Origin of the sequence: Winogradskyella sediminis, from assembly GCF_003387355.1 — a bacterium.
Lineage (GTDB): Bacteria > Bacteroidota > Bacteroidia > Flavobacteriales > Flavobacteriaceae > Winogradskyella > Winogradskyella sediminis.
Genome location: NZ_QUNH01000001.1, coordinates 596,335 through 620,715, shown reverse-complemented (window position 1 = coordinate 620,715; position 24,381 = coordinate 596,335). Strand labels below are relative to the sequence as shown.

Below are 24,381 nucleotides of genomic sequence, written 5' to 3'. Positions count from 1 at the left end.
ACGAATTTTTTTAATTTAATTTTATATATCAATTTTATGGAACCAGTAACTTACAATTTAATTGGAGCAGGGTTAATCGTAATCGGAGCAGGTATCGGACTTGGTCAAATCGGTGGAAAAGCAATGGAAGGTATTGCTCGTCAGCCAGAAGCAGCAGGTAAGATTCAAACAGCAATGATTATTGTTGCCGCTCTTTTAGAAGGTTTAGCATTTGGTGCTTTATTCTTAGGAAAATAAGAACCGAATTAAATTACAAGAACACAAACCTGCAACGGTTGGTTGCAGGATGTGTTTTTAAATTAAAAAAAGACAAAACATTTAATTATTTAATAGAATGGAAACATTATTAAACGATTTTTCACCAGGTTTATTCGTAGTATCAACAATATTAATGTTGGCTTTAATTGCCCTTATGGTGAAGTTTGCTTGGAAACCAATCTTAAGCTCTTTAAATGAAAGAGAAGAGGGTATTCAAGGTGCTTTAGACGCTGCTGAAAAAGCAAAGCGTGAAATGGCAAATCTTCAGGCCGATAACCAAAGGTTATTACAAGAAGCACGTTTAGAAAGAGAAACGATGCTTAAAGAAGCACGTGAGTTAAAAACTAAAATGATTGCTGATGCTGAAGAAGAAGCAAAAATGCAAGCTAATAAAATGATTGCACAAGCTCAAGAAGCTATTGTAAGTGAAAAGAAAGCGGCTATGGCAGAATTAAAAAGTCATGTTGCTGGATTATCATTAGATATTGCAGAAAAAGTAGTGCGTAATGAATTATCTAATAAAGACAAGCAACTAGAGTTAGTAGAGTCTATGTTAGGTGAAGCAACTTTAAACTAGTAAGAGATGTCAGGATCAAGAGCGGCAATACGATATGCTAAAGCGGTTTTAAGTTTAGCAACAGATCAAAAATCTGCTGATGCAGTGAATAGTGATATGAAATTAATCATAAACACTATTGCTGAAAGTAAAGATTTAAATCAAATGCTTCAAAGTCCTGTTGTAAGATCTTCAGATAAAAAAGCAGTATTATTAGCAGTATTTACAGATTCTAATGTAGCAACTACTAATTTAATCGATACTTTAATTGCTAATAAAAGGTTATCTTTATTAAATGACGTCGCATTAAGTTATGTGCAGTTATACGATGAGTTAAGAGGTCGCCAACTAGCATCAGTTACAACAGCTGTAGCATTAACCGAAGAGTTAAAAGTAAAAGTATTAGCTAAGGTTAAAGAACTTACAGGAAAAGACGCAGAAGTAAAAAATATTATAGATGAAACCATTTTAGGTGGTTTTATCTTACGAGTTGGAGATATTCAGTATAACGCTAGTATTGCTAATAAACTCCATAAATTAAAAAGAGAATTTACACTAAATTAATATAGTTTTAGATACGCCCAAAAGGCGAACAGCTAAAAGCTAAAGACTAAAAAAGATGGCAGAAGTAAAACCAGCTGAAATATCAGCAATCTTAAAACAACAACTTTCAGGTTTTGAAGCAGGTGCTTCATTAGACGAAGTAGGAACAGTATTAACTGTAGGTGATGGTATTGTACGTGCTTACGGATTGGCTAATACGCAATATGGCGAATTAGTTGAATTTGAAGGTGGTGCAGAAGGTATTGTATTAAACCTTGAAGAAGATAATGTAGGTATTGTACTTTTAGGAACTGCAATAGGAATTAAAGAAGGTTCTACAGTAAAACGTACTGGACGTATTGCCTCTGTAAAAGTAGGTGAAGGTATTGTTGGACGTGTTGTAGATACTTTAGGAAATCCAATTGATGGTAAAGGACCAATTGTTGGCGAAACTTATGAAATGCCATTAGAGCGTAAAGCACCTGGTGTTATTTATAGAGAGCCAGTAACAGAACCATTACAAACTGGTATTAAGGCTATTGATGCCATGATCCCTGTGGGTAGAGGTCAACGTGAGTTGGTAATTGGTGACCGTCAAACAGGTAAAACAGCGGTTTGTATCGATGCTATCTTAAACCAAAAAGAATTTTACGATGCAGGTGAGCCTGTTTATTGTATATATGTTGCTGTAGGTCAAAAGGCTTCAACAGTAGCTTTAATTGCTAAAACACTAGAAGAAAAAGGAGCTTTAGCTTATACAACTATTGTAGCTGCTAATGCCTCTGATCCTGCTGCTATGCAAGTTTGGGCACCAATGACAGGTGCTTCTATTGGTGAATACTTTAGAGATACTGGTCGTCCGGCTTTAATTGTATTTGATGATTTATCAAAACAAGCAGTTGCTTACCGTGAGGTATCTTTATTATTAAGACGTCCACCAGGACGTGAAGCATATCCTGGTGATGTATTTTATTTACATTCAAGATTATTAGAGCGTTCAGCTAAGATTATCGATAATGATGAGATTGCTAGAGAGATGAACGACCTTCCAGAAGTTTTAAAACCTATGGTAAAAGGTGGTGGTTCTTTAACAGCTCTACCAATTATCGAAACACAAGCAGGTGACGTTTCTGCATATATCCCAACTAACGTAATCTCCATTACAGATGGTCAGATTTTCTTAGATGGAGATTTATTTAACTCTGGTGTGCGTCCGGCAATTAACGTAGGTATTTCTGTATCTCGTGTTGGTGGTAACGCTCAGATTAAGTCAATGAAAAAAGTATCTGGTACTTTAAAATTAGATCAAGCTCAGTTCCGCGAATTAGAAGCGTTTGCTAAGTTCGGATCAGATTTAGATGCCGTGACTTTAAATGTAATTAATAAAGGTAAGCGTAACGTTGAAATTTTAAAACAAGCGCAGAACGATCCATTTAAAGTAGAAGATCAAGTAGCTATTATCTATGCAGGTTCTAAGAACTTATTAAAAGATGTTCCTGTAGAAAAAGTTAAGGAGTTTGAGCGCGACTATTTAGAATTCTTAAATGCTAAGCATAGAGATACTCTAGATACGCTTAAAGCTGGTAAATTAACTGATGAGGTTATTGATACATTAACAAGTGTAGCAAAAGATCTTTCAGGAAAATATAGATCATAAAGTTATTAGTTTAGAGTTATGAGTTAAAATTTAGCTTACTCATAACTCTAAATTTCAATTATTAAGCTAATGTCACTCTGAGCTTAGGCAAAGAGTCTTTATCATATAAAGATGGCGAATTTAAAGGAAATTAGAAACAGAATATCATCGGTATCTTCGACGATGCAGATTACAAGTGCCATGAAAATGGTATCTGCTGCGAAGTTAAAGAAAGCTCAAGATGCTATTACAGCAATGCGTCCTTACTCTAATAAGTTAACCGAATTGCTACAGAGCTTAAGTGCAACTTTAGATGCAGATTCTGGAAGTAAGTATGCAGAGCAACGTGAGATACAAAAAGTACTTATTGTTGCGGTCACTTCTAACAGAGGTTTGGCTGGTGCATTTAATTCTAATATCATTAAAGAGGTTACTCACCTTACTAATGAAACATATGCGACTAAAGAAGTCTCTTATTTAGCTATAGGAAAAAAGGCAAACGACGCCTTTAAAAAAACGAATAAAGTTATAGCTGATAAAAGTGATTTATACGATGACTTAACGTTTGATAATGTTTCGGAAATAGCAGAGATGCTTATGGAAAAATTTGTCTCTGGTGAGTTTGATAAAATTGAGGTGGTTTACAATCACTTTAAAAATGCAGCTACACAAATTGTTATGACAGAGCAGTTTTTACCAATTGTACCTGTAGAAACTGACGATAATGTAAATTTAGACTATGTTTTTGAACCGTCTAAATTAGAAATTGTTGAAGAGTTGATACCAAAATCATTAAAGACACAATTGTATAAAGGTATTAGAGATTCTTTTGCTTCTGAGCATGGTGCACGTATGACAGCGATGCATAAAGCAACAGATAATGCAACCGAATTAAGAGATCAATTGAAGTTAACTTATAACAAAGCGCGTCAGGCAGCAATTACAAATGAAATTCTTGAGATTGTTGGTGGTGCAGAAGCTTTAAATAACTAAAGATATTTGATTGATAGGCATTTTTAGTCTAAACCTAAGCAATTATTTATAATATTAAAACCTAACTTTTAGAGAGTTAGGTTTTTTTTATGTCTTAAATCACCTTTTATAATGAGAGAATTTTCTAAAATTTCTTAAAATTTGTAAGACTTAACTTTCTTTCTGTTACATTTTGTCTGATAAATATGTTTTTAATATAGGTGGTTTGGATAATTTTTTATATTGCAGTCCCAAATCTAAACCTACATTACAATGAAATTACTAAAAAATGCGGCTTACGCCATTGTTTTTATTGTTGTTTATGGAACTACTAATTTTTGTGTAGCCCAAAACAGCAATGCTCGAATTACCATTCAGAAACAAGCACCATTTAAAGTTAATTCTGCTTCTTTTCAAGAATGGTATGCAGGAATTAAAGTTGGTGGAACAGGAATAAATATTTTTCTTCCTATTACAGATGTTGCTCAAAATGTCGAAATCACCCATGTTTATTTTAGAAACCTTACAGGCGAATTGATTAAAATAAAGGGGACGTACTCAGCACAGCTTAAAACTGACTCACCGTATTATACGTTTACAAAGCCTGAAGCTCCAGCAGATTATCCCTTTAAATTGAAGGATAATGAATGCGTTGTAGCTTATAACGAAAACGGTAAGGCCAAGTATTTTAAAATAACAAAAATTACTGAGTTCGCAGGAACGTATTACGAAAATGGCCCTCCAGCCATTTACGCTAGGAAAAATGCAAAAGATATTGTGGCTATAGAAGACGAAAATATTGACAAATAGTTACAAACATTAGGTACTAATTGAGCCTTGCTTTTATAGCAAGGCTTTTTTATTTCAACTTAGAAAAAGGTTCATTTATATTTAATACTTTTGAAGTCTATAATTATTAGCCCAATTGAGCGGATTCAAATCACTTTTTAAACAAACATTCATTTATGGCTTGGCCACTGTGCTTCCTAGGATGTTGAGTTTCATTTTAGTGCCTCTATATACCGATCCTAATGTGCTTTCTGTGGAAGAATACGGACGTGTGTCATTTATCTTCGCGTACTTCGTGCTGTTTAATGTTATTTTAGCATATGGCATGGAAACTGCCTTTTTTAGGTTTTTCAATAAAGAAGAAGACCAAGAAAAGGTCACTAGCACATCTGCAATTTCAATACTTATTAGCGCTTTCGGCTTACTCGGCACCGCTTTTCTATTGCGACATCAAATTTCAGACATCATTAATATAGAACTACAATACCTCAATTTAGTCTTTATTATTCTACTATTGGACGCTTTGGTTATTATTCCATTTGCTTGGTTACGTGCCACAGCTAAACCAATGCGATATGCTGTTGTTAAGATCTTAAACGTTGCTGTTAATCTTGGTCTCAATGTGTTCTTATTATTGTACTTAAAAGATGTTGCAGAACATCATTCGGTTTTTAATAGCATTTATATACCTGATTTTGAGATTAATTATATCTTCATTTCTAACGTTATTGCAAGCGCATTAACACTTTTTATTTTGTTGCCTTTTTATGTGCAATTAAAATTTAAGTTCAATATCCAACTTTGGAAGACCATGATGCATTATGCTATGCCAGTGCTTATTGCAGGTATTGCATATTCGGTTAATGAAACCTTTGATCGTATTCTGCTAGAAAAATTATTGCCGGCAAATATAGCAGATGAACAAGTGGGTATGTACTCAGCATGTTACAAATTGGCGTTATTTATGACTCTGTTTGCTACCGCGTTTCGTTTGGGAATAGAACCCTATTTTTTTAGTCATTCTAAAACAGATAACCCACAAAAAAATTATGCTAGAATTTTAGAATATTTTGTGGCTTTCGGTGCCGTTATCTTTTTAACTGTAGTCGTTTTTGCAGATCTTTTAAAACCCTTTATTATAAGAAGTGAAGCGTATTATGAAGCCATGTGGATTGTACCGTTTATACTTCTAGCTAATTTTTGCTTAGGTATTTATCACAACCTTTCTGTATGGTATAAAATTACAGACCGAACAAAGTTTGGGGCTTATATATCCATATTTGGTGCGCTTACCACACTTATATTAAACTATGTCTTAATTCCTGTTATAGGGTTTAAAGGTTCTGCTATAGCTACGCTTTCAGCTTATTCTGCAATGATGTTATTGTCTTATTATTATGGGCGAAAGTATTATCCCATTCCTTATAACTTTAAAAAAATAGTATTGTATTTAGGGGTGTCTACAGTGTTTTCTATGTTGTATTTCTATAATTTTAGAGGAAATTATGTTATTGGAATTGGTGCATTAATTGTATTTTTAACACTTGTTTTTCAGCTTGAAAGAAAAGAACTAAAGCAATTATTAAAACGAAATTAATCTGCGATAAGCACAGAGAATCTGATTGAGATATGAAAATTAAAATAATTAATAAATCTAATCACGCTTTACCACATTACGAAACCATTGCATCGGCAGGTATGGACTTACGTGCAAATTTATCCGAATCGAGGGTTTTAAAACCGTTAGAACGCAGTATTGTGGGCACTGGATTATATATAGAATTACCGGTAGGACTAGAAGCTCAGGTAAGACCGAGAAGCGGTTTGGCTGCTAAAAAAGGTATAACAGTATTAAATGCACCAGGAACTATTGATGCTGATTATAGAGGTGAAATAGGTGTTATTTTAGTGAATCTCTCTAATGAAAATTTTGAAATTCAAAATGGCGAACGTATTGCTCAATTAGTTATCGCAAAACACGAACGTGCTGAATGGGTAGATGCCATAGAGTTGTCTGAAACGGATAGAGGTGATGGTGGTTTTGGGAGTACCGGAACAAAATAGCTAAAGCTTAAGCTGGAGTAAGGGATCAAAACCTTGTTTATAAATTAAAAACAAGAGGAGGTTGTAATAGATAGCCTCATTTAAAATATTAATAAATAGATTTCCATTTTAATGGAAACGAAACACAATTTTTCGATGAAAATAATAGTACCAATGGCAGGACGTGGTTCTCGCTTAAGACCACATAGTTTAACTGTTCCAAAACCTTTAATTCCAGTTGCTGGTCAACCCATAGTGCATCGTTTAGTAAAAGATATTGCTAAAGTTTTAAAGCAACCTATAGAGGAGGTCGCATTTGTGCTCGGTGATCCTGCATTTTTTGGGGATGATGTTGTAGAAAGTTTAACTGAACTTGCAGAAAGTTTGGGTGCCAAAGCTTCCATTTACAGACAAGACAAACCCTTAGGTACGGGTCATGCTATTATGAGTGCAAAACCCTCGCTTTCTGGGCCTGCTGTAATTGCTTATGCTGATACATTGATTAGAGCAGAATTTGATTTAGATCCCAAGGCAGATAGTGTTATCTGGACAAAATGTGTTGCAAATCCTGAGGCTTATGGTGTTGTAAAATTAAATGAAGATCAAAACATTGTAGAATTGGTTGAAAAACCTGAAACCTTTGTGAGTGACCAAGCAGTTATAGGCATTTATTATTTTAAAGATGTAGCCGTTTTAAAATCTAAATTACAAGAGGTTTTAGACGAAAATATAATGAATGGCGGTGAATATCAAATTAATGATGGTATTAAACGAATGATGGCAGACGGAAAAATCTTTAAGACAGGTACGGTAGATGAGTGGATGGATTGTGGAAATAAAAATGTTACTCTAGATACTAATGCTAAAATGTTAGGGTTTTTAACGGCCGATAATGAAGAACAATTAATTGACGATTCTGTAGTTTTAGAAAATTCCAAAATCATTGAACCATGCTATATTGGAAAAGGAACGATTCTAAAAAACACTACTGTAGGACCTAACGTATCTATAGGTAAAGATTGTGTGTTAGAAAATACAACCGTTAAAAATAGCTTAATACAAAACCAAACAACTATTAAAAATGCTAACTTAGATGAAGCTATGATTGGCAATCATGTAAAGTACAATGGTGAGTTTACTAAGATTAGTATTGGTGATTATACTTTGATGGAATAAAAATAGATTCAAAAAAAAATATCTCAGTATTTTAAATACTAGTAGGACTTTGGAATAACTTTTGAAAACAATTACAGAAGTGTCAAACGTTAAGAGCTACAAAAGCAAGTTTTTTAACTAGAATAAAAGATGTATACCATATTGTACACAATAAAGATTAAACCTAATCAAGAAGAAAAGTTTATTAAGGCTTGGAAAGAGTTAACTACGTTGATATACAAATACGAAGGCAGTTTTGGATCTAGGTTACATAAAAAGGATGCATTACATTTTTTTGCTTATGCACAATGGCCAGATAAACATACGTTTGAAAATGCTGGTGGTAATTTGCCAGAAGAAGCTCACCATTGCAGAAATCGAATGAGAGAGGCTTATGAAAAATTTGAAGTATTAGATAAATATGAAATGATTGAAGACTTGTTAAAGCCACAACGTAGTGAATAAAACAACGGTTTTGATATTGGTTTTTCTCTTCGGAATATTAATTGTTCCGCAGGTTTCGTACGCCCAAGTTGATTTTAACAAACGCCCAGATGACGATTTAGGCAATGTAGAAGACGAGTTTCAGGAACATTTTTTTGAAGCCTTAAAACAAAAAGGAATTGAAAATTATGATCGTGCTGTAGAAGAACTTCAAAAATGTTTGAATTTAGATAGTAAAAATCCTGTTATTTATTTTGAATTAGGTAAAAACTATAACAAACTCAAAAACTTTGGTGCTGCAGAAGAAAACCTAAAAGAAGCTATTAGCATGCAACCGGATAATGCGTGGTTTTTAGATGAACTTTACGATGTTTATTTTCAGCAAGATGATATTAAAAATGCTTTAAAAACCATTAAACAATTGGTAAAGTATCACCCAGATTACAAAGAAGATTTAGCAGCACTGTATGTAAGAGAAGGGAAATACAAATTGGCTTTAGAGCTGTTAGATGAATTAGATGCAGAATACGGTTTAAGCGAATCTAGAGATGGCATGCGTAACGATATTTATAGTATTACTGGTAATGCTGATGACCGTATTGATAATTTAGAACAGCGTATAGCCAATAACCCTAACAATGAGGATAATCACTTAAAGCTTATTTATAGATATAGCCAAACTGGAGATCGAAAAAATGCCTATAAAGCGGCTAAACATTTATTAAAAGTAAAGCCCGATTCTAGATTTGTGCATTTGGCCTTATATAAATTTTATCTTCAAGACAATAAGGTAGACAAGGCAATCAGTTCTGTAAAAACCGTTTTAACCAGTCCTGAAATCAATGCAGATGCAAAAGCGAAGGTACTTAAAGACTTTGTGGCTTTTGTGGCTAGAAATCCTGAGTACCAAACCGATTTAATAGACATTACATCATTAGTAGATGGAGACAAAGATGCGCAAACGCATAGTGATTTAGGTCAATATTATTTAAAAGCTGGAGACAAAGCAAAAGCACTTTTGAATTTTAAGGAAGCATTAAAACAAAGCCCTAAGGATTTTAAACTTATAAAAGATGTCTTATTACTTCAGTTAGATGTAAAGGATTATAATGCGGTTATAACAGATAGCGAGCGTGCTTTAGAGCTATATCCTGCACAACCTATTTTGTATTTAGTTAATGCGGTGGCAAATAATAATTTGAAAGTACCCAAAAAAGCTATAGAGAGCTTAGAAATGGGATTAGATTTTTTAATAGATAACCCTAAAATGGAAGCCGATTTTTATTCCGAATTAAGCATTGCCTACAAAGCCTTAAATAATATTAGTAAATCTGAAGCGTTTGCTAAAAAGGCAAAAGATTTAAAAGCCCAATAAGTAATGAAGTCATTTCCAACATATAAAATTTTTAAAAACACATTAGGCGTACTTCTCATAGCAGTTGCTTTTAGTTGCAGTTCCGCTAAACGCGTTATAGCCTCTGGTGAAGCTAGTGAGCAATTGTCGGTTAAACAGGTCATAAAACAGCATCAAAAGAATGAGACGGACTTTAAAACCTTAAAAGCTAGATTAAAAATTGATATTACACAAAATAATCGTTCACAAGGTGCTGGTTTTACACTGAGGATAGAAAAGGATAAAGTGATTTGGTTAAGTGAATCCATCTTAGGTATGGCACGTATGATGATTACTCCAGATAAAGTAAGATTCTACAATAAAATAGATAATGAATATTTTGACGGAGATTACAAATTATTGAGTGATGTTGCTGGTATTGATCTCGATTTCATGAAAGTTCAAAACATCCTTTTGGGTCAAACTATCCATAGTCTTAATGATAAGCCTTATCAAGTTTCGGTTAACAATAACTCTTATGCCGTAAGTCCGAAAGAACAAAATGCACTGTTAGAGTTATTTTATTTAATTAACCCTTCGCATTTTAAAATGGATAGCTTACAATTGCAACAAGTCTTAAAGAGGCGATTGCTTCAAGTGGATTATGCCGCTTATCAAGAAGTAGATAAACAAATCATTCCTAAAAACATCAGTATTGTCGCAGTTGAAGATACTGATGAAGTTGGTATAAGTATGGAGTTTAAATCGGTATCTTTGAATGATGAAGTCCGTTTTCCGTTTAATATTCCCTCGGGCTATAAAGAGATGGTGATAAAATAACAGATGATATCACTTCGCTTTTAAATGTAGAAAATTAGACAATTTTTTAACTTTATAAGTAATAGCGAAACGATATTAAGAAGTATACTTTTTTTTAAAAACACGATAAGAATAAAATGAATTACCGTTTTTATATCCCTTTAATTATAGGACTTTTATTGTCCGGTTTTTCAGGTTATGCACAAAGCGCAAAGCAAAAGGAGCTCGAGGCACAACGTCAGCAAAAGCTTAGAGAAATTAAGCAAATTAACGCTTTGTTGTCTACAAAAAAGAAGGAGGAGAAGTCTGCAATTACACTTATTGAAGACATCAACTTAAAAGTGAATGTTAGAAAAAACTTAATCAGAATTACCAACGAACAAGCCAATTTATTAACGCGAGAGATTAACGCCAACCAGAAAGAAATTACAAGTCTAAGAACGCAATTGCAGGAGTTAAAAGATGATTATGCTGCGATGGTAGTAAAGTCTTATAAAAGTAAATCTGAGCAGAGTAAGGTGATGTTTTTATTATCTTCTAGCAATTTTCAGCAAGCTTATAAGCGCCTTCAGTATATAAGGCAATATAGAGACTACCAGAAAGAGCAAGGTGAAGCCATAAAGCTTAAAACAAAAGAATTACAAGAATTAAATATTCAACTATCAAAGCAAAAAGAAGACAAGCAGAAATTAGTTGAAGAAAATAGAATTGCTAAACGTGAATTGGAAGGTGAGTTAAAGGAACGCGAGATTTTAATGGCTTCTATTAAAGCTGATATGGGTAAGTTTGCGTCTCAGATTAAACAGAAACAAAAAGAAGCAGATCAGTTAGATAAAGAGATAGACCGTTTAATTGCTGAGGCGATTGCAGCATCGAATAAAAAGGCAGGTAATAAATCATCGGCAGGAAAATTTGTCTTAACACCTGAAGCTAAAAAGCTAGCCTCGAGCTTTGCTGCAAATAAAGGAAAGTTAGGTTGGCCAGTAGCCCGTGGAGTTATTAAAGGTAAATTTGGAAAAACACGCTCGTTAACCGATAGTTCCATAGAGGTGAATCATTCAGGTGTAAAAATAGCCACTGAGAAAAATGCCGAAGTTAAAGCCGTGTTTAATGGTGTTGTATCTTCAATTCATATCATGAAAAGAGGAAATCCAACCATTTTAATTAGACATGGTGATTATTTAACTATTTACCACAATTTGTCAAAACTGTATGTTAAAAAAGGAGACAAAATTACAACAGGACAGGTGATAGGTGAGGTATTTAGTAATAAAATTACAGGAGAGACACTTCTAGATTTTAGAATCTACAAAAATAATTTAAAGCTAAATCCAGAATCGTGGTTAGCTAAGAATTAAACCCTTACAATTACATAACCCTTTCTAGTTTTTTTGTAGTGTTTACCATTAAAAAAGTAATAGCGCTTTCCTTTTATTCTAACAACTTTATATGATCTTGGTAGTTGTTTTACTACAGTAACCGTTGTGGGTTGTGCGACAACGACACGTTTTGCACAAGAATTAAAACTTAAGGCAAATCCTAAGATTAAGGTATACATAAAATATCTCATCACTAATATATTTAATTAATGCTAAGACTAAAAATACATTTAAAGGTTTAAAATAATTGAATAACAAATGTTGTCTATCTTTTATTTTAAGACCTGTGTTTTAGAATTCAATGTGTTCATTTAGAACGGTATTACTACAGAAATCGAAGTTTGGATTAGAGTCTACTATTCAAAAAGTGCTTTTAACTCAGTTGCATCAGCAGGTTTCATTTTTCCAGCCAATACTAAACTCAATTGTTTACGACGCAAAGCTGCATCAAAACGTTCTTTTTCTAATTCGGTTTCAGGGATAAGATCAGGAACTTTTACAGGTCTTCCTGTTTCATCTACGGCAACAAAGGTGTAGATGGCTTCATTGGCTTTTACACATTCTCCAGATTCTCGGTCTTCGATCCATACGTCCATATACACTTCCATAGAAGAAGTGAAGGCACGCGATACTTTTGCTTCTATCATTACCACGCTTCCTAATGGAATAGATCTGTTAAAAGCCACATGATTTACAGACGCTGTAACAACGATGCGTCTAGAGTGTCTTCTTGCAGAAATACTAGCTGCTCTGTCCATACGCGCTAATAATTCGCCACCAAATAAGTTATTGATAGGATTAGTTTCGCTTGGTAATACCAAATCGGTAACAATAGTTTTAGACTGAAATGCGGTTCTAGAAGGCATAGATTATTAATAATTTGTGCAAAGATAGAACGATTTTAGTACGTAGGAGTGAAAAAGTAATAAAAAACCAATGGAATGTAAAGACAACCTTAAGTGACTGGTATTATTTAAGTTTTTTAATTAATAACCAAGCGTCACGGTTATACTCTCGACGAATCTTAGAAAGTTCATTTTGGGCTTCAGCTCTGGTTTCAAAACTACCATAAACAACTTCGTGCAACCCGTAACGGTTTACACCAATTTGTCGTGCTCTAAACCCTTTTTCTCTCAGTTGGTTAACTTTTTTCTTAGAATTAGCTTCCACTCTAAATGCACCTGCCACAATATGGAAATTACCATGCTGTTTTTCTACAGATAATGTTGCTGCAGGTAAAGGATTACTGATAACAAATGTTGCCTCTTGCACTTTAGCATCGAGCTGCTCATTAGCTTGCTCTTGTGCTAATTGGTTGTGGTCTTTTATTGTATTGTTGTAATATGTTACACCACCAAAGCCAACTAAACCTAGCATTACTACAGCGGCAGCTGCGTATTTAAACCAGTTTCGGTTAGAGCGTTTTTCAGGCGTCATTGTTATAGGCGCTGTTTCTTCAATGGTTTCAACAGTTTCTTTGTACACTTCACGAGTAACGTCTATAGAAGAAAAGTGTGATAAGCCAAAAGAATCAGTAAGGTAATTAATTTGACTAGATGGATCAAATTGAATTTTTCCATCAGCATTTAAAGTCAATTCTCCAATGTTTTTCAATTGAATGGTTTCCCCTTCAACCAAATATGATTTTATAGACTTTATGTGTTTTGAGATTTTACTTAGAGCTGTTGCGTAGGGTATTTTTTCAACCTCAGCAATATAGTTAGCCAATAAACCATCGTTTTGTTGTAATTGCTCATTAAAGGACAACGCCTTTTTTGGAGGATAAAACGTATGTGTAGATTGGTGAATTTGTGCCGAAACACGACGTGTTAAAAAAGCACCAAATTCTGGAACAGTAACACAATCGTATCGATATAAAAGGTCGCTAATGTAAGTCTCTAACTGCATATGAAAGCAAAGTTATAAATTTTTGTTTTCGAAAAAAGTGAACTATCGTTTATTTATTAACATCAATTAAAGTTATTTTCTATCTCTTTGATTTTCATAATATACTATTTTGAAAAAAATAATTAATGATTTTTAGATGAACTTAAGGTCTTATCGGTACATTTATGTAAGTCTTTATAGGATGTTTAAGTTTTAATCTATTAAGAATTAAATAATTATATTCGTAAATAGTAGATTAATGACTTTAAGTATTTCGATTGTAATGACAGATCAACAACTTATGTATGCTTTAGCCTTGCAACATGTTCCAAAAATTGGGGCTACAACTGCAAAAAAGCTTATTAGTCATTGTGGATCTGCAGAAGCCGTTTTAAAAGAGAAACATGCAACCCTTCTAAAAATTGATGGTATAGGAACCATTACGCTGCAAAGTCTTTTTGATAAAATCCATCTCCAAGAAGCTGAACAGGAATTACAATTTATTAGAGACAATAAAATCATTACGCATTATTTTACTGAAGAAACCTATCCAGAGCGATTAAAACATTGTATTGATGGTCCTATTGTGCTTTTTCAATCTGGCAATATTAATTTAAAGCAACAACGTATTATAAGTATTGTTGGTGCACGTAAAATTACAACAAGTGGTATCACTTTCTGTGAAAAATTAGTTGAAGCCTTATCCTCGTTTAACCCTATAATTGTATCTGGCTTTGCCTACGGAACAGATATTACTGCGCAAAAGGCAGCAGTAAAGCACAATTTACAAACTATTGGTTGTTTAGCACATGGACTTAATCAGATCTATCCTAAAGTGCATAAAAAGTACGTGGCAGATATTGAAAATCATGGTGGTTTTTATACCGATTTTTGGAGTACAGATGCCTTTGATAGAAATAATTTTTTAAAACGAAACCGAATAATTGCAGGACTCAGCGAAGCAACTATTGTTATAGAATCTGCAGAAAAAGGCGGCAGTTTAGTTACTGCCGATATTGCAAATTCTTATAATAGAGAAGTCTTTGCTGTACCAGGAAGGACTACTGATAGCCAAAGCGTGGGTTGTAATAATTTAATAAAATTCCAGAAAGCACATTTATTATCTCACCCTTTAGATGTCCCTTATATTTTAAATTGGGACGTGGACACCAATAAAAAACCAACGGTACAACAAGAGTTGTTTGTAGAGTTAGATTCCGATGAAACGATAGTCTATAATTACCTTAAAGAGCATGGTAAAACGTTGTTAGATGTTATTGCTCTACAATGTGAAATGCCAACTTATAAGCTTGCAAGCCTATTACTTAACATGGAATTAAAAGGAGTGATTAGACCTTTGCCAGGGAAATTGTTTGAAGCAATCTAATACAATGTATTACGCTTAGAGACAGTTGATTCTTACCTTATTAGTGCTATTTGTCGAATTTTTTAAACACTTTATCGTGTTTTTATTTTTTTAATTCAAGTTTATTTTATAATATTGGGCCTTCCCTCAGTAGAATAAATAAAATAATACGGTTTTATCTTATACTATTTTTTTTGATAAAACTTAATAAATTATAGAGCTTATGAGGTTGCCATCTACACAACGTTTTAAATCCAATCCTGTTTTGGAGTCTTTCCTATTAAAAGTAAAAAAGGGATTAATAATTACAGTAAGAACATTCATTATATATATAAGGTTTAAAAGTAGGATATTTTGTAACCCTATTGCTAAACCTAATTATTAAAGCGAAACAAAAAAAGAATTGAATAATCTAACAATAACTGTTAATGTTTTGGTAAGGGGTGTCTGTTTTTACTGGTATAAATCACACCGATTGTGCAAGTTACAGTGAGTAAAAGTGCACTTAAAAGAGGAATGTTTACACCTTGGCTAATATTTTTTGCGCATCGTTTAATCTACGTGACCTTTGTAGTGTTAAACCCAAATTTACACTGAATTCTTATATAAGCATTGTCTAGATAATGTTAAAATCAATTCAAAAGATTTATAAAAATTAAACCTATGAAAACAATAATTACTTTCGTTTCTTCTAAAAAAGTATTGACGACGTTTTTACTTTTGTTAAGTGCTTTATCTTTTTCTCAAGTTGTTACGGATATTTTTCCTACCCGTGTTACTAATGGTAGTGTTATAACTATTTTAGGTACTGGTTTTTATGATGGTCTAGAGGAGCATATAGATTCCGGATATTCAGGTCAATCAGAAGCCACATTTGTGAGCTCTACTGAAATGACAATTAAAATTACAGTTAATCAAAGTTCTGATTATACACGGCAATTAACTGTTGATGGAGCAACAATAAACTCTGGTGTAGATAATAATATACATTATGTAGGGCCAACTAACAAAACGTTGACAACCACTAGTAGTTTTAGGATTGTTGAGATGTATACCACATGGGATCACGATGGAGATGGAGAAGGTTTTTGGAAATCTTCATATTTTAACTCAAGTGATAAAAGTACTTGGCCAAATGATAGACATGATTTACTTGGTTTTAAAATGAATTATGGTAGTGGTGATATTATTTTTTCTACTGGAGTAGATGACGAATTATTAGAAGATAAATTAGTAGACGAAGGAATTGATATTACAGATCCTACTAAATACATTAGTCAAGAATTTAAAGCCTATTCTTCCAGAGGAATTACTGGTAAACCTCATTCTTCAAACTTTTTAGCAATGGCAGATTTAATTGACGGTGTAGAAAATGGAAGAGTTCTTAATAGTAACGTTTTGGCTACGGTGTATGATGTTATTATCGATGGTGTTAATGGTTTAGATTTAGGCACAGGAATTACAAATTTTAACAAAGATGCCGAAATTAAATTTTATAGTGGTAATGGTAATGTAGGAGCAATTGATACCGTTCCAGATTTAGTAATTACGCAAATGGCTCAGCCAGGAGGTAGTGGTGCTAGGGATATTTATTATTACGCAGATGTGCAAGGAAACGTTGTGGGTAGACCTATAAGATTACGTATTGATTCCAATTCACAAACACGTATTTACGAATGGGAATTAGACTTATATCGTCTAGATTTGTCATCTTCAGTAACCTACGATAATGCTTATCCTAACCAGTCGTCTTTCGGAACACGAGAACATAGACCATTTACTATGGTAGCCTTTAAACTTCAAGATTTTGGTATCGATGCTACTAATATTGAAGATGTTAATAACGTAAACATGGCGGCAGGCGGTTCTTCTGATATGGCATTTATGGCTTATAATAAAGCAGCATTTGAAATAAAATCTCCAGTGATTACAGATGCTCCAGTATCACGTTACTTTTGTAGATTTCCTACAAGTTCAAATATTACCTTTGAAGCAACAGGTGCTGTAGAAGGCGGTTATTCTACACCTGCCGATTCAGATGAAACCATTACTTATCAATGGTTTGAAAACTTTGCACCTATGTCTGCAAAAAGTGAAACTATAGATGCATATACTTTTGCATCGGGATTAACGGAAGCGCAAATAGAAAACAAAATTTTTAAAGTTAGGGTTGAAAATGCGTTCGGTGCTATAGATATTCCTTTTACTATTAGTAAAGGAGGAACACCAACGTATTGGGATGGTTCTGATTGGATATTGGCACCAATTTACGACGGATTAACCATTAAAGATGAGGATAAAAGTTTAATTTTTTCTAATAATTATTCAGAGTCTGCAGATTTATTTGGTTGCGATTGTACAGTTTCTGCAGGTAAAGTTGTAACGATACCAAGTGGATCTAAAATGACGCTTGTAAATACGCTAACTGTAGAAGAGGAAATTCCAGAATTTATAGAAGATGGCGTTACATCACCTGCCGTTGATGCCGGTATCTTCACTTTAGAAGATGACGCGAGTTTAGTTCAAATTAATAATGTAGAGAATAGTGGTGAAATCATTAAGAAAAGAACGGTAGACGGCACGACACTAAATGGTAATGATTACATCTATTGGTCATCTCCAGTTGAAGATGCGTCTTTTTCTTCCATACCTGGAAATGTAACTTATGAATGGCATACTAATGGGGCAAACTCGATTTCTGGAACGAGTGGCAACTGGGCAAGTGCCAGTGGCACAATGTCTGTGGGTAGAGGCTATATTGCTCGTGTACCACAAGCTATAGATTATACAGCGACATTTAATGGTGTGCCTAATAATGGAGAGATTAACTGGTCTGTATATAGAACAGGTAGTGTTGGGTCTATGAAGCCAGTGGAAATCGATTGGAATTTAATTGGAAATCCTTATCCTTCTTCTATCAACGCCATAAAATTCTTAGAGGACAATACCGATATAGAGGGTAGTGTGTATTTATGGACACATAATCGAGCCGCTACTAGTTCAGAAAGTGATCCTTTTTATAATGACTCTTATGGTATCAATTATGGAGATCAATATGTAGCATATAATGCCTTAGGTACTTCAGATCCTGCAGGTGAATTTGATGGAAATATAGCTTCTGGACAAGGTTTTTTTGTTCAGATTAATAAAGAGATAAGAAATAATACGAGTAGTTTTGGGGTTACATTTACCAATGACATGCGTTACGATGCTAATGAAATAGGATTTGATAATTCTCAGTTTTACAGAAGCAGTTCTGACGAAACTATAGTATTAGAAAAGCAATTGATATGGCTAAGTCTTGTAAATGAGAACAATAAAGCAATGAGTACTTTAGTGGGCTACACAAACGGCGCTACAGAAGGAAAAGATAGACTTTACGATGCGTATACCAATAACGAAGGTTTTAATCTCTACTCATTAATTTCAGAAGACGAAAAATTAGTAATTCAAGGGCTTCCTTTACCATTTGCAGATTCCAATACAGTACCTTTAGGTATTGAAATAGAAGACAGTGGTATTTATCAAATTGCTATTGGTAAAGTAGAAGGAAACTTATTTGAAGAGCTAGAGCAAGATATTTATTTAGAAGATACATACACAGGTGTCGTTCATGATTTAAGATCATCACCTTACAGTTTTACTGGTGAAGCGGGCGAGTTTAATGATCGTTTTATCTTAAGATATACTAACTCTTCTACGCTTTCTACTACTGAAGTTGCTGTGTCAGATACCTTTGCTTATATAAATAATGCAACGCTTTACCTTAAGTCGTCTAGCCTTATTAAGTCTGCAACCCTTTATGATATGAACGGTAAACAGATTACGAATTATAATGTAAATAATAATGATAATTCTTTTATTACAGAATTTAGGTTCTCTAAAGGAATATATATCGTTGCGATTACATTAGATAATGGCACTGTAGTAACTAAAAAACTAATAAACTAACCCCTTTATATTTTAAATACCTCCCTAGGTTTAAGTAGCAATAATTTTCATTTTATTAAATCAAACCGAATCTCTAAATGTATTAGAGACAGTACTTTCATTTTTTAAACCTTAACGTATGAATTTAAAATTTACTTTCAATTTAAAACCGCTTAACACACTTAAACTGACTGTTTTTGCGCTTTTTTTAACTGCTACAGCTAATATATTTAGCCAAACAGTGACCGAAGTCTTTCCTTCGAGAATTACTACAAACTCTAAAATTACGGTTCTAGGAACCGATTTTACAGAGAGTACTTCTATTAGTATTAATGGTATTAATATTAATAACAGTAGTATCACTTTACTGAGTGATACTGAAATGTTATTTGCTATTTCACATACAGGCAGTTCAGATGTAACTGGCGAGCTTGTTGTGGGTGGTGTCTCTACCGGAATTAATATAGATTATATTAGTCCTACTCACAAAACGCTTAAAAATGGTGAAACGAGTAATGTCACTAAGATTACTGAAATATTTACAACATACAATGGATTTTGGAGATCGTCTCAATGGAAAGCTGATCCTACAAACAACAACTTAAAACCTAATACTAGTCACGATTTGTTGGCGTTTACATATAATGGTGTAACATATTCTACAGGTGTAGATGACCAATTACTTACCGATAATGGAGTTTCATTTAGTTCACAACTATTTTATGCTTATACAACTAATGGTGTTGATGGTACCACATACGGATCTAATTATTTGGCGATGGCCGATTTAATTGATGGAGAAGTGGGTGAAGGCACCTCAATTATCTCAGAGGACATTTTAGGAACAAAAATTTACGATGTGTTAATTGATGGAGTAAATGGATTAGATATTGGTACAGGTGTTACTAATTTTAACGCTACTACGGATGTTGAGTTTTATAGTGCAGGAGGGCAACTAGGAGCGTTAGATGATGATATTCCAGATTTTTTAATATCACAAATAGCAATGGCAGGTAGTACAGACATTTATTACTATACAGATTCAGAAAAGAATGTGGTTGGTAGACCTGTAAAGCTTACTATTTTAGATGAAACTGATTTACAAGGAGATGCTTTATTAGCACAATGGAGATTAGATTTGTATGACTTTACTCCAGGTGTAAATTATGGTGTAGCAACACCTCAATCTAGAGCTTTTTCTAACAACGAACAGCGTCCGTTAAGAATGGTTGCTTTGAAGTTTGAAGATTTTCAAATCACAGACTCTAATATTACAGATATCAATAATGTCAATATGGTAGCTGGTGGTACGGCAGATCTTGGTTTTCTTGCTTATAACAGAGGGTCTTTTGATATCAAAACGCCAGTATTTACAGAATATCCAGCGGCTAGATTTGTATGTCAATTACCTAGTGATGCTAATATTTCATTTACAGCTACTGCTACAGTTTCGGGTGGAGCAACAGGAGCTCCAGAAGAAGCCTTATCTTACCAATGGTTTAAGTATAACGACCCTATTGCCGGAGCAACATCTAACACTTATACACTTCCTAGTACTTTAAATGATGAAAGCTTAGGGATTTATAAATTAAGAGTTAGTAATTCATATGGAGCAGTTGTGGTGCCTGTCAGTCTTTCTTTAGGAGGAACTCCGGTGTATTGGAATGGATCTGAGTGGGAATTACCTCCAGTGTACCAAAATGCTGGCGTGGTGGTAGAGCCACAAGATAGAGGATTAGTGTTTTCTTCTAATTATAACGAGGCTGGAGATATAGAAGGGTGTGATTGTTTAGTGCCAACAGGAAGTAATGTTACAATACCTTCAGGTTCTACACTTAAACTATATGGTGAAGTTACTGTGGAATCTGGTGCCTCATTAACATTTCAAGATAGTGCCAGTTTAATTCAAACTAAAGAAGTTGAAAGTAATGAAAATAGTGGTTCTATTAAAGTGAAACGTGAGGTTACCGATTTACATGATAATGATTATTTATTATGGTCTTCACCAGTAGCTAATTTCGATGTTTCCGATATTACCACTGCATTTTCTACTGATGCCTTTAATTGGAGTGTAAATACTGCTAATTCTAATGGTATATCTGGTGATTGGGCTCTAGTAACGGGAACTATGGATTCAGGTTTGGGGTACGCTGTTAATGTACCAGCAGATCTAGTTTCTACAGGGTTTACAACAACTTTTATCGGAACACCAAATAATGGTGATATCTCTGTTGATGTATATAAATCAATAGGAAATCTTCCAAACCTTGAAGCTAGACATCGTAACCTCATTGGAAACCCATATCCTTCTGCAATTAGTGCAGAGCAGTTACTCATAGATAATACTATTTTAGAAGGGCACATAAAAATATGGGCTCATAATTCTGCTATTCCAAATGCTGCAACACCTTTAACTAGTGCAGCATACCAAGCTTTAAATTATAATTATGGAGAGCAATATGTAAGTTATAATTTTACAGGTGCAAATCCGCCTGCAAGTACCAATGGTTATATCGGATCTGGTCAAGGCTTTTTTGTACAAGTTGATGATAGTGCTTCTGAAGGAGCAGTAACCTTTACAAATGCTATGCGTTCTGATGATGCCGATGTGGCTCACGATAATACAGAATTCTATAGAGGTGTTAACAATGCTCAGGATATTGAAAAGCACGTGTTGTGGTTGAGTTTAATTGATGATACAAACACCTCTGCAAGTACTTTAGTAGGTTATGTTGATGGAGCAACCTTAGCAAAAGATAGACTTTTTGATGCGTATTCTGATGAACATACCATGCGTATTTATTCATTAGTCGACAATGCCGAAATGGTGATTCAAGGACGTCCATTACCATTTGTTGATACTGATGTTGTGCCTCTAGGAGTTGAATTACCTGAAAGCGGAATTTTTAAAATTGCAATAGGTGATTTTGATGGAAGTGTGTTTATGGATACTAGCGTAGGCATTTATCTTGAAGATACGGTTTTAAATATTGAGCATGACTTAAGAGAATCTCCTTATTCTTTTTCTGGAGTACAAGGAAAAATTAATGATAGATTCAACTTACGTTATATAACTACGTTATCAATTGACGATAATTTAAGATCTAACACTTTTGCTTATGTAAAGGATAATATGTTAAATGTAAGATCTGAATCTGGTATTAGAGATATTAAAGTATTTGATATCAACGGAAGAGAAGTGATGCATTATACATCTAACGGTGAAGCTCACACTATAAGTGAAGGTTTTCAGTTTTCTAAAGGAGTGTATTTAGCAAGTATTACTTTAGAAGGAAATGTTACAGTTAGTAAGAAACTTATAAATTAAGGTGATTACATTTTAATTCTTAAACTAAAAAGACCTCTATTGCGAAGATAGAGGTCTTTTTTTATTATAATAACTAATGAAATATTAGTAACCTACTTGTTTTCTCACACGCTCTAATACTTCGTTTGCAACTACTTTTGCTTTAGCCGCACCTTTCTCTAATGCTGCATCAATTTCATCTAAGTTATTCATGTAGTATGTATAACGTTCTCTTTGTTCAGCAAAACGCTCTAAAACTAGTTCGTACAAAGCTTGTTTGGCATGACCATACCCATAGTTGCCACCTTCATAATTAGCTTTCATTTCGGTTATTTGAGCTTCAGAAGCCAGTAAATTGTAGATAGCAAAACAGTTGCACGTTGCCCAATCTTTTGGTTCTTCAAGAGGCGTGCTGTCAGTTTCAATAGACATTATTTTTTTACGTAATTTCTTTTCCGGTAAAAAGATATTGATAAAATTATTACGACTCTTACTCATTTTTTCTCCATCAGTACCAGGAATGAGCATTCCGTTTTCTTGAATTTTACCTTCTGGTAATACAAAAGCCTCACCCATTTTGGCATGAAAACGAGAAGCTACATCTCGCGTCATCTCAATATGTTGTAATTGATCCTTACCAACCGGAATAATTTCAGCATCATACAACAAGATATCTGCAGCCATAAGCATGGGATACGTAAATAAACCAGCATTGACATCTTCTAAGCGATCGGCTTTATCTTTAAACCCATGAGCCAGCGTTAAGCGTTGATAGGGGAAGAAACAACTTAAATACCACGATAATTCTGTGACTTGTGGTATATCACTTTGTCTGTAAAAAACTGTTTTTTCAATATCTAATCCACAAGCAAGCCACGTGGCAGCAACAGAATACGTATGGTTTCTAAGTGTGTCTGCATCCTTAATTTGCGTTAGCGTATGCAAATTTGCAATAAATAAAAACGACTCGTTTTTAGCATCATTAGCCATTTCTATAGCTGGTAAAATTGCACCTAAAATGTTTCCTAAATGTGGTGTTCCTGTACTTTGTACTCCTGTTAGTATTCTTGCCATGTTCACTTCCTGCGTGAGCAGAAATCTTTTTAAATTAAACTTCAATTTGTAATATTAAACAAAGGTAAATTTTTTAGCAGAACTATTAGAAGTCATTTAATTTAATTAATTAGTTTTGACTATGTCATTTTTCAAATATCCATTTTGGCTTTTATATCGTGTTTGGTTCTATATCTTGGTAGCTATTCCGATTATTGTATTATTTCCTCTTTTGATTATTTCAATCTCTAGAGAAGAATGGTATCGGTATTTTTTTATGCTCGCTCGTATTTGGTCTAAGTTTATATTAATAGGAATGGGTTTTGGATATAAAATTATAAGAGAAGAAACTCCTGATCCTGATAAAAGTTACATGTTTGTAGCGAATCATAGCTCAATGGCTGACATAATGTTAATGTTAGTGGCTGTGAAAAATCCGTTTGTTTTTGTCGGAAAACAAGAATTAGCAAAAATCCCGTTATTTGGTTTCTTTTATAAGCGTACCTGTATCTTGGTAGATAGAAGTAGTCCTAAAAGCAGGCAAGCGGTATTTTTAAGAGCTCAGCGACGTTTAAACCAAGGGGTGAGTATTTGTATTTTTCCTGAAGGAGGAGTGCCAGAAGAACATATCTTGTTAGACGAATTTAAAGATGGAGCGTTTCGTTTAGCAATTAACCACCAAATACCAGTAGTTCCAATTACTTTCTACGATAATAAAAAACGATTTTCTTATACTTTTTTTAGTGGTAGTCCTGGCAGAATGCGTGCTAAAATACTTCCTTTTGTATCTACAATTGGTTTAACTAGTACAGATACTAAAGCTCTAAATGCTAAAACACGAACGTTAATATGGGATGAATTGACGACGAATCAAATCACAAAAAAAAGCTACCCTAACCAAGAGTAGCTCT

Annotated in this window: 21 protein-coding genes; 17 read left to right on the top strand and 4 right to left on the bottom strand. The window is 33.8% G+C overall.

The genetic code is table 11. The features are described 5' to 3' along the window. Positions 1-36: 36 nt before the first annotated feature. The 13 genes from atpE (at position 37) to C8N41_RS02575 (ending at position 11,906) form a co-directional block, all read left to right on the top strand. Entirely contained in the window at positions 37-237 is a 201-nt protein-coding gene (atpE, locus tag C8N41_RS02635) for an ATP synthase F0 subunit C (RefSeq protein ID WP_020896353.1), read from the top strand. A gap of 97 nt (positions 238-334) precedes the next feature. Further along, positions 335-835 (top strand): F0F1 ATP synthase subunit B, encoded by a 501-nt coding sequence (locus tag C8N41_RS02630; protein WP_092445982.1) that lies wholly within the window; start codon positions 335-337, stop codon positions 833-835. Positions 836-841: 6 nt separating this feature from the next. Then, positions 842-1,378: an ATP synthase F1 subunit delta gene (gene atpH / locus C8N41_RS02625; protein WP_092445984.1), complete on the top strand. Its 537-nt coding sequence runs from the start codon at positions 842-844 to the stop codon at positions 1,376-1,378. A gap of 55 nt (positions 1,379-1,433) precedes the next feature. Next, on the top strand, positions 1,434-3,014 hold the full coding sequence (gene atpA, locus C8N41_RS02620; RefSeq protein WP_092445986.1) for a F0F1 ATP synthase subunit alpha: 1,581 nt from the start codon (positions 1,434-1,436) through the stop codon (positions 3,012-3,014). 111 nt (positions 3,015-3,125) lie between these two features. Continuing rightward, complete coding sequence (gene atpG, locus C8N41_RS02615; protein WP_115838110.1) at positions 3,126-3,986, top strand: ATP synthase F1 subunit gamma; 861 nt, start codon at positions 3,126-3,128, stop codon at positions 3,984-3,986. A gap of 252 nt (positions 3,987-4,238) precedes the next feature. After that, a complete protein-coding gene (locus tag C8N41_RS02610; protein ID WP_115838109.1) occupies positions 4,239-4,775 on the top strand; it encodes a hypothetical protein in 537 nt (178 codons plus the stop codon). 115 nt (positions 4,776-4,890) lie between these two features. Continuing rightward, the gene (locus tag C8N41_RS02605; RefSeq protein WP_115838108.1) at positions 4,891-6,351 is read left to right on the top strand and encodes an oligosaccharide flippase family protein; all 1,461 of its coding nucleotides are present in this window, start codon (positions 4,891-4,893) and stop codon (positions 6,349-6,351) included. Positions 6,352-6,383: 32 nt separating this feature from the next. Further along, positions 6,384-6,818: a dUTP diphosphatase gene (dut, locus tag C8N41_RS02600; RefSeq protein WP_115838107.1), complete on the top strand. Its 435-nt coding sequence runs from the start codon at positions 6,384-6,386 to the stop codon at positions 6,816-6,818. A gap of 135 nt (positions 6,819-6,953) precedes the next feature. Next, positions 6,954-7,973, top strand: a complete 1,020-nt coding sequence (locus C8N41_RS02595; protein ID WP_115838773.1) for a sugar phosphate nucleotidyltransferase — start codon at positions 6,954-6,956, stop codon at positions 7,971-7,973. Between the two features lie 129 nt (positions 7,974-8,102). Next, complete coding sequence (locus C8N41_RS02590) at positions 8,103-8,417, top strand: antibiotic biosynthesis monooxygenase family protein (RefSeq protein ID WP_092445996.1); 315 nt, start codon at positions 8,103-8,105, stop codon at positions 8,415-8,417. A 10-nt stretch (positions 8,418-8,427) separates the two neighbouring features. Beyond that, positions 8,428-9,771 carry a tetratricopeptide repeat protein gene (locus C8N41_RS02585; protein WP_249033225.1) on the top strand — a complete coding sequence of 448 codons (1,344 nt, stop codon included), beginning with the start codon at positions 8,428-8,430 and terminating at the stop codon, positions 9,769-9,771. 3 nt (positions 9,772-9,774) lie between these two features. Further along, on the top strand, positions 9,775-10,569 hold the full coding sequence (locus C8N41_RS02580; RefSeq protein ID WP_092446000.1) for a DUF4292 domain-containing protein: 795 nt from the start codon (positions 9,775-9,777) through the stop codon (positions 10,567-10,569). Positions 10,570-10,685: 116 nt separating this feature from the next. Then, positions 10,686-11,906 (top strand): murein hydrolase activator EnvC family protein, encoded by a 1,221-nt coding sequence (locus C8N41_RS02575; protein WP_092446002.1) that lies wholly within the window; start codon positions 10,686-10,688, stop codon positions 11,904-11,906. On the opposite strand, the gene C8N41_RS02570 is transcribed toward C8N41_RS02575, so the two are convergent. The 3 genes from C8N41_RS02570 to C8N41_RS02560 all read right to left on the bottom strand — a co-directional run bounded on the left by C8N41_RS02570 (position 11,903) and on the right by C8N41_RS02560 (position 13,835). Then, positions 11,903-12,118 carry a DUF6515 family protein gene (locus C8N41_RS02570; RefSeq protein ID WP_244266748.1) on the bottom strand — a complete coding sequence of 72 codons (216 nt, stop codon included), beginning with the start codon at positions 12,116-12,118 and terminating at the stop codon, positions 11,903-11,905. The genes C8N41_RS02575 and C8N41_RS02570 overlap by 4 nt on opposite strands. 165 nt (positions 12,119-12,283) lie before the next feature. Further along, positions 12,284-12,793: an acyl-CoA thioesterase gene (locus C8N41_RS02565; RefSeq protein WP_092446006.1), complete on the bottom strand. Its 510-nt coding sequence runs from the start codon at positions 12,791-12,793 to the stop codon at positions 12,284-12,286. Between the two features lie 103 nt (positions 12,794-12,896). Then, positions 12,897-13,835 (bottom strand): HU domain-containing protein, encoded by a 939-nt coding sequence (locus C8N41_RS02560; RefSeq protein ID WP_115838105.1) that lies wholly within the window; start codon positions 13,833-13,835, stop codon positions 12,897-12,899. A gap of 262 nt (positions 13,836-14,097) precedes the next feature. Between C8N41_RS02560 and dprA the strand changes: the two genes are divergently transcribed. From dprA to C8N41_RS02545, 3 genes are all read left to right on the top strand, one after another. After that, positions 14,098-15,201 carry a DNA-processing protein DprA gene (gene dprA / locus C8N41_RS02555; protein ID WP_115838772.1) on the top strand — a complete coding sequence of 368 codons (1,104 nt, stop codon included), beginning with the start codon at positions 14,098-14,100 and terminating at the stop codon, positions 15,199-15,201. A gap of 642 nt (positions 15,202-15,843) precedes the next feature. Beyond that, positions 15,844-19,131 carry a T9SS type A sorting domain-containing protein gene (locus C8N41_RS02550; RefSeq protein WP_115838104.1) on the top strand — a complete coding sequence of 1,096 codons (3,288 nt, stop codon included), beginning with the start codon at positions 15,844-15,846 and terminating at the stop codon, positions 19,129-19,131. 118 nt (positions 19,132-19,249) lie between these two features. Next, positions 19,250-22,438 (top strand): T9SS type A sorting domain-containing protein, encoded by a 3,189-nt coding sequence (locus C8N41_RS02545; protein ID WP_115838103.1) that lies wholly within the window; start codon positions 19,250-19,252, stop codon positions 22,436-22,438. Between the two features lie 84 nt (positions 22,439-22,522). Here the strand turns inward: C8N41_RS02545 and trpS are convergent, their stop codons facing one another. Beyond that, positions 22,523-23,491, bottom strand: a complete 969-nt coding sequence (gene trpS / locus C8N41_RS02540) for a tryptophan--tRNA ligase (RefSeq protein ID WP_092446014.1) — start codon at positions 23,489-23,491, stop codon at positions 22,523-22,525. Positions 23,492-23,612: 121 nt separating this feature from the next. Here trpS and C8N41_RS02535 point away from each other — a divergent pair, with 121 nt between their 5' ends. Continuing rightward, a complete protein-coding gene (locus tag C8N41_RS02535; RefSeq protein WP_115838102.1) occupies positions 23,613-24,377 on the top strand; it encodes a lysophospholipid acyltransferase family protein in 765 nt (254 codons plus the stop codon). The last annotated feature ends 4 nt before the right edge of the window (positions 24,378-24,381 follow it).

Coding starts and splice junctions, on each gene's coding strand:
- atpE (WP_020896353.1), top strand. CDS start 37: ATGGAACCAGTAACTTACAATTTAATTGGAGCAGGGTTAATCGTAATC.
- C8N41_RS02630 (WP_092445982.1), top strand. CDS start 335: ATGGAAACATTATTAAACGATTTTTCACCAGGTTTATTCGTAGTATCA.
- atpH (WP_092445984.1), top strand. CDS start 842: ATGTCAGGATCAAGAGCGGCAATACGATATGCTAAAGCGGTTTTAAGT.
- atpA (WP_092445986.1), top strand. CDS start 1,434: ATGGCAGAAGTAAAACCAGCTGAAATATCAGCAATCTTAAAACAACAA.
- atpG (WP_115838110.1), top strand. CDS start 3,126: ATGGCGAATTTAAAGGAAATTAGAAACAGAATATCATCGGTATCTTCG.
- C8N41_RS02610 (WP_115838109.1), top strand. CDS start 4,239: ATGAAATTACTAAAAAATGCGGCTTACGCCATTGTTTTTATTGTTGTT.
- dut (WP_115838107.1), top strand. CDS start 6,384: ATGAAAATTAAAATAATTAATAAATCTAATCACGCTTTACCACATTAC.
- C8N41_RS02595 (WP_115838773.1), top strand. CDS start 6,954: ATGAAAATAATAGTACCAATGGCAGGACGTGGTTCTCGCTTAAGACCA.
- C8N41_RS02590 (WP_092445996.1), top strand. CDS start 8,103: ATGTATACCATATTGTACACAATAAAGATTAAACCTAATCAAGAAGAA.
- C8N41_RS02580 (WP_092446000.1), top strand. CDS start 9,775: ATGAAGTCATTTCCAACATATAAAATTTTTAAAAACACATTAGGCGTA.
- C8N41_RS02575 (WP_092446002.1), top strand. CDS start 10,686: ATGAATTACCGTTTTTATATCCCTTTAATTATAGGACTTTTATTGTCC.
- C8N41_RS02570 (WP_244266748.1), bottom strand. CDS start 12,118: ATGAGATATTTTATGTATACCTTAATCTTAGGATTTGCCTTAAGTTTT.
- C8N41_RS02565 (WP_092446006.1), bottom strand. CDS start 12,793: ATGCCTTCTAGAACCGCATTTCAGTCTAAAACTATTGTTACCGATTTG.
- C8N41_RS02560 (WP_115838105.1), bottom strand. CDS start 13,835: ATGCAGTTAGAGACTTACATTAGCGACCTTTTATATCGATACGATTGT.
- dprA (WP_115838772.1), top strand. CDS start 14,098: ATGACAGATCAACAACTTATGTATGCTTTAGCCTTGCAACATGTTCCA.
- C8N41_RS02550 (WP_115838104.1), top strand. CDS start 15,844: ATGAAAACAATAATTACTTTCGTTTCTTCTAAAAAAGTATTGACGACG.
- C8N41_RS02545 (WP_115838103.1), top strand. CDS start 19,250: ATGAATTTAAAATTTACTTTCAATTTAAAACCGCTTAACACACTTAAA.
- trpS (WP_092446014.1), bottom strand. CDS start 23,491: ATGGCAAGAATACTAACAGGAGTACAAAGTACAGGAACACCACATTTA.
- C8N41_RS02535 (WP_115838102.1), top strand. CDS start 23,613: ATGTCATTTTTCAAATATCCATTTTGGCTTTTATATCGTGTTTGGTTC.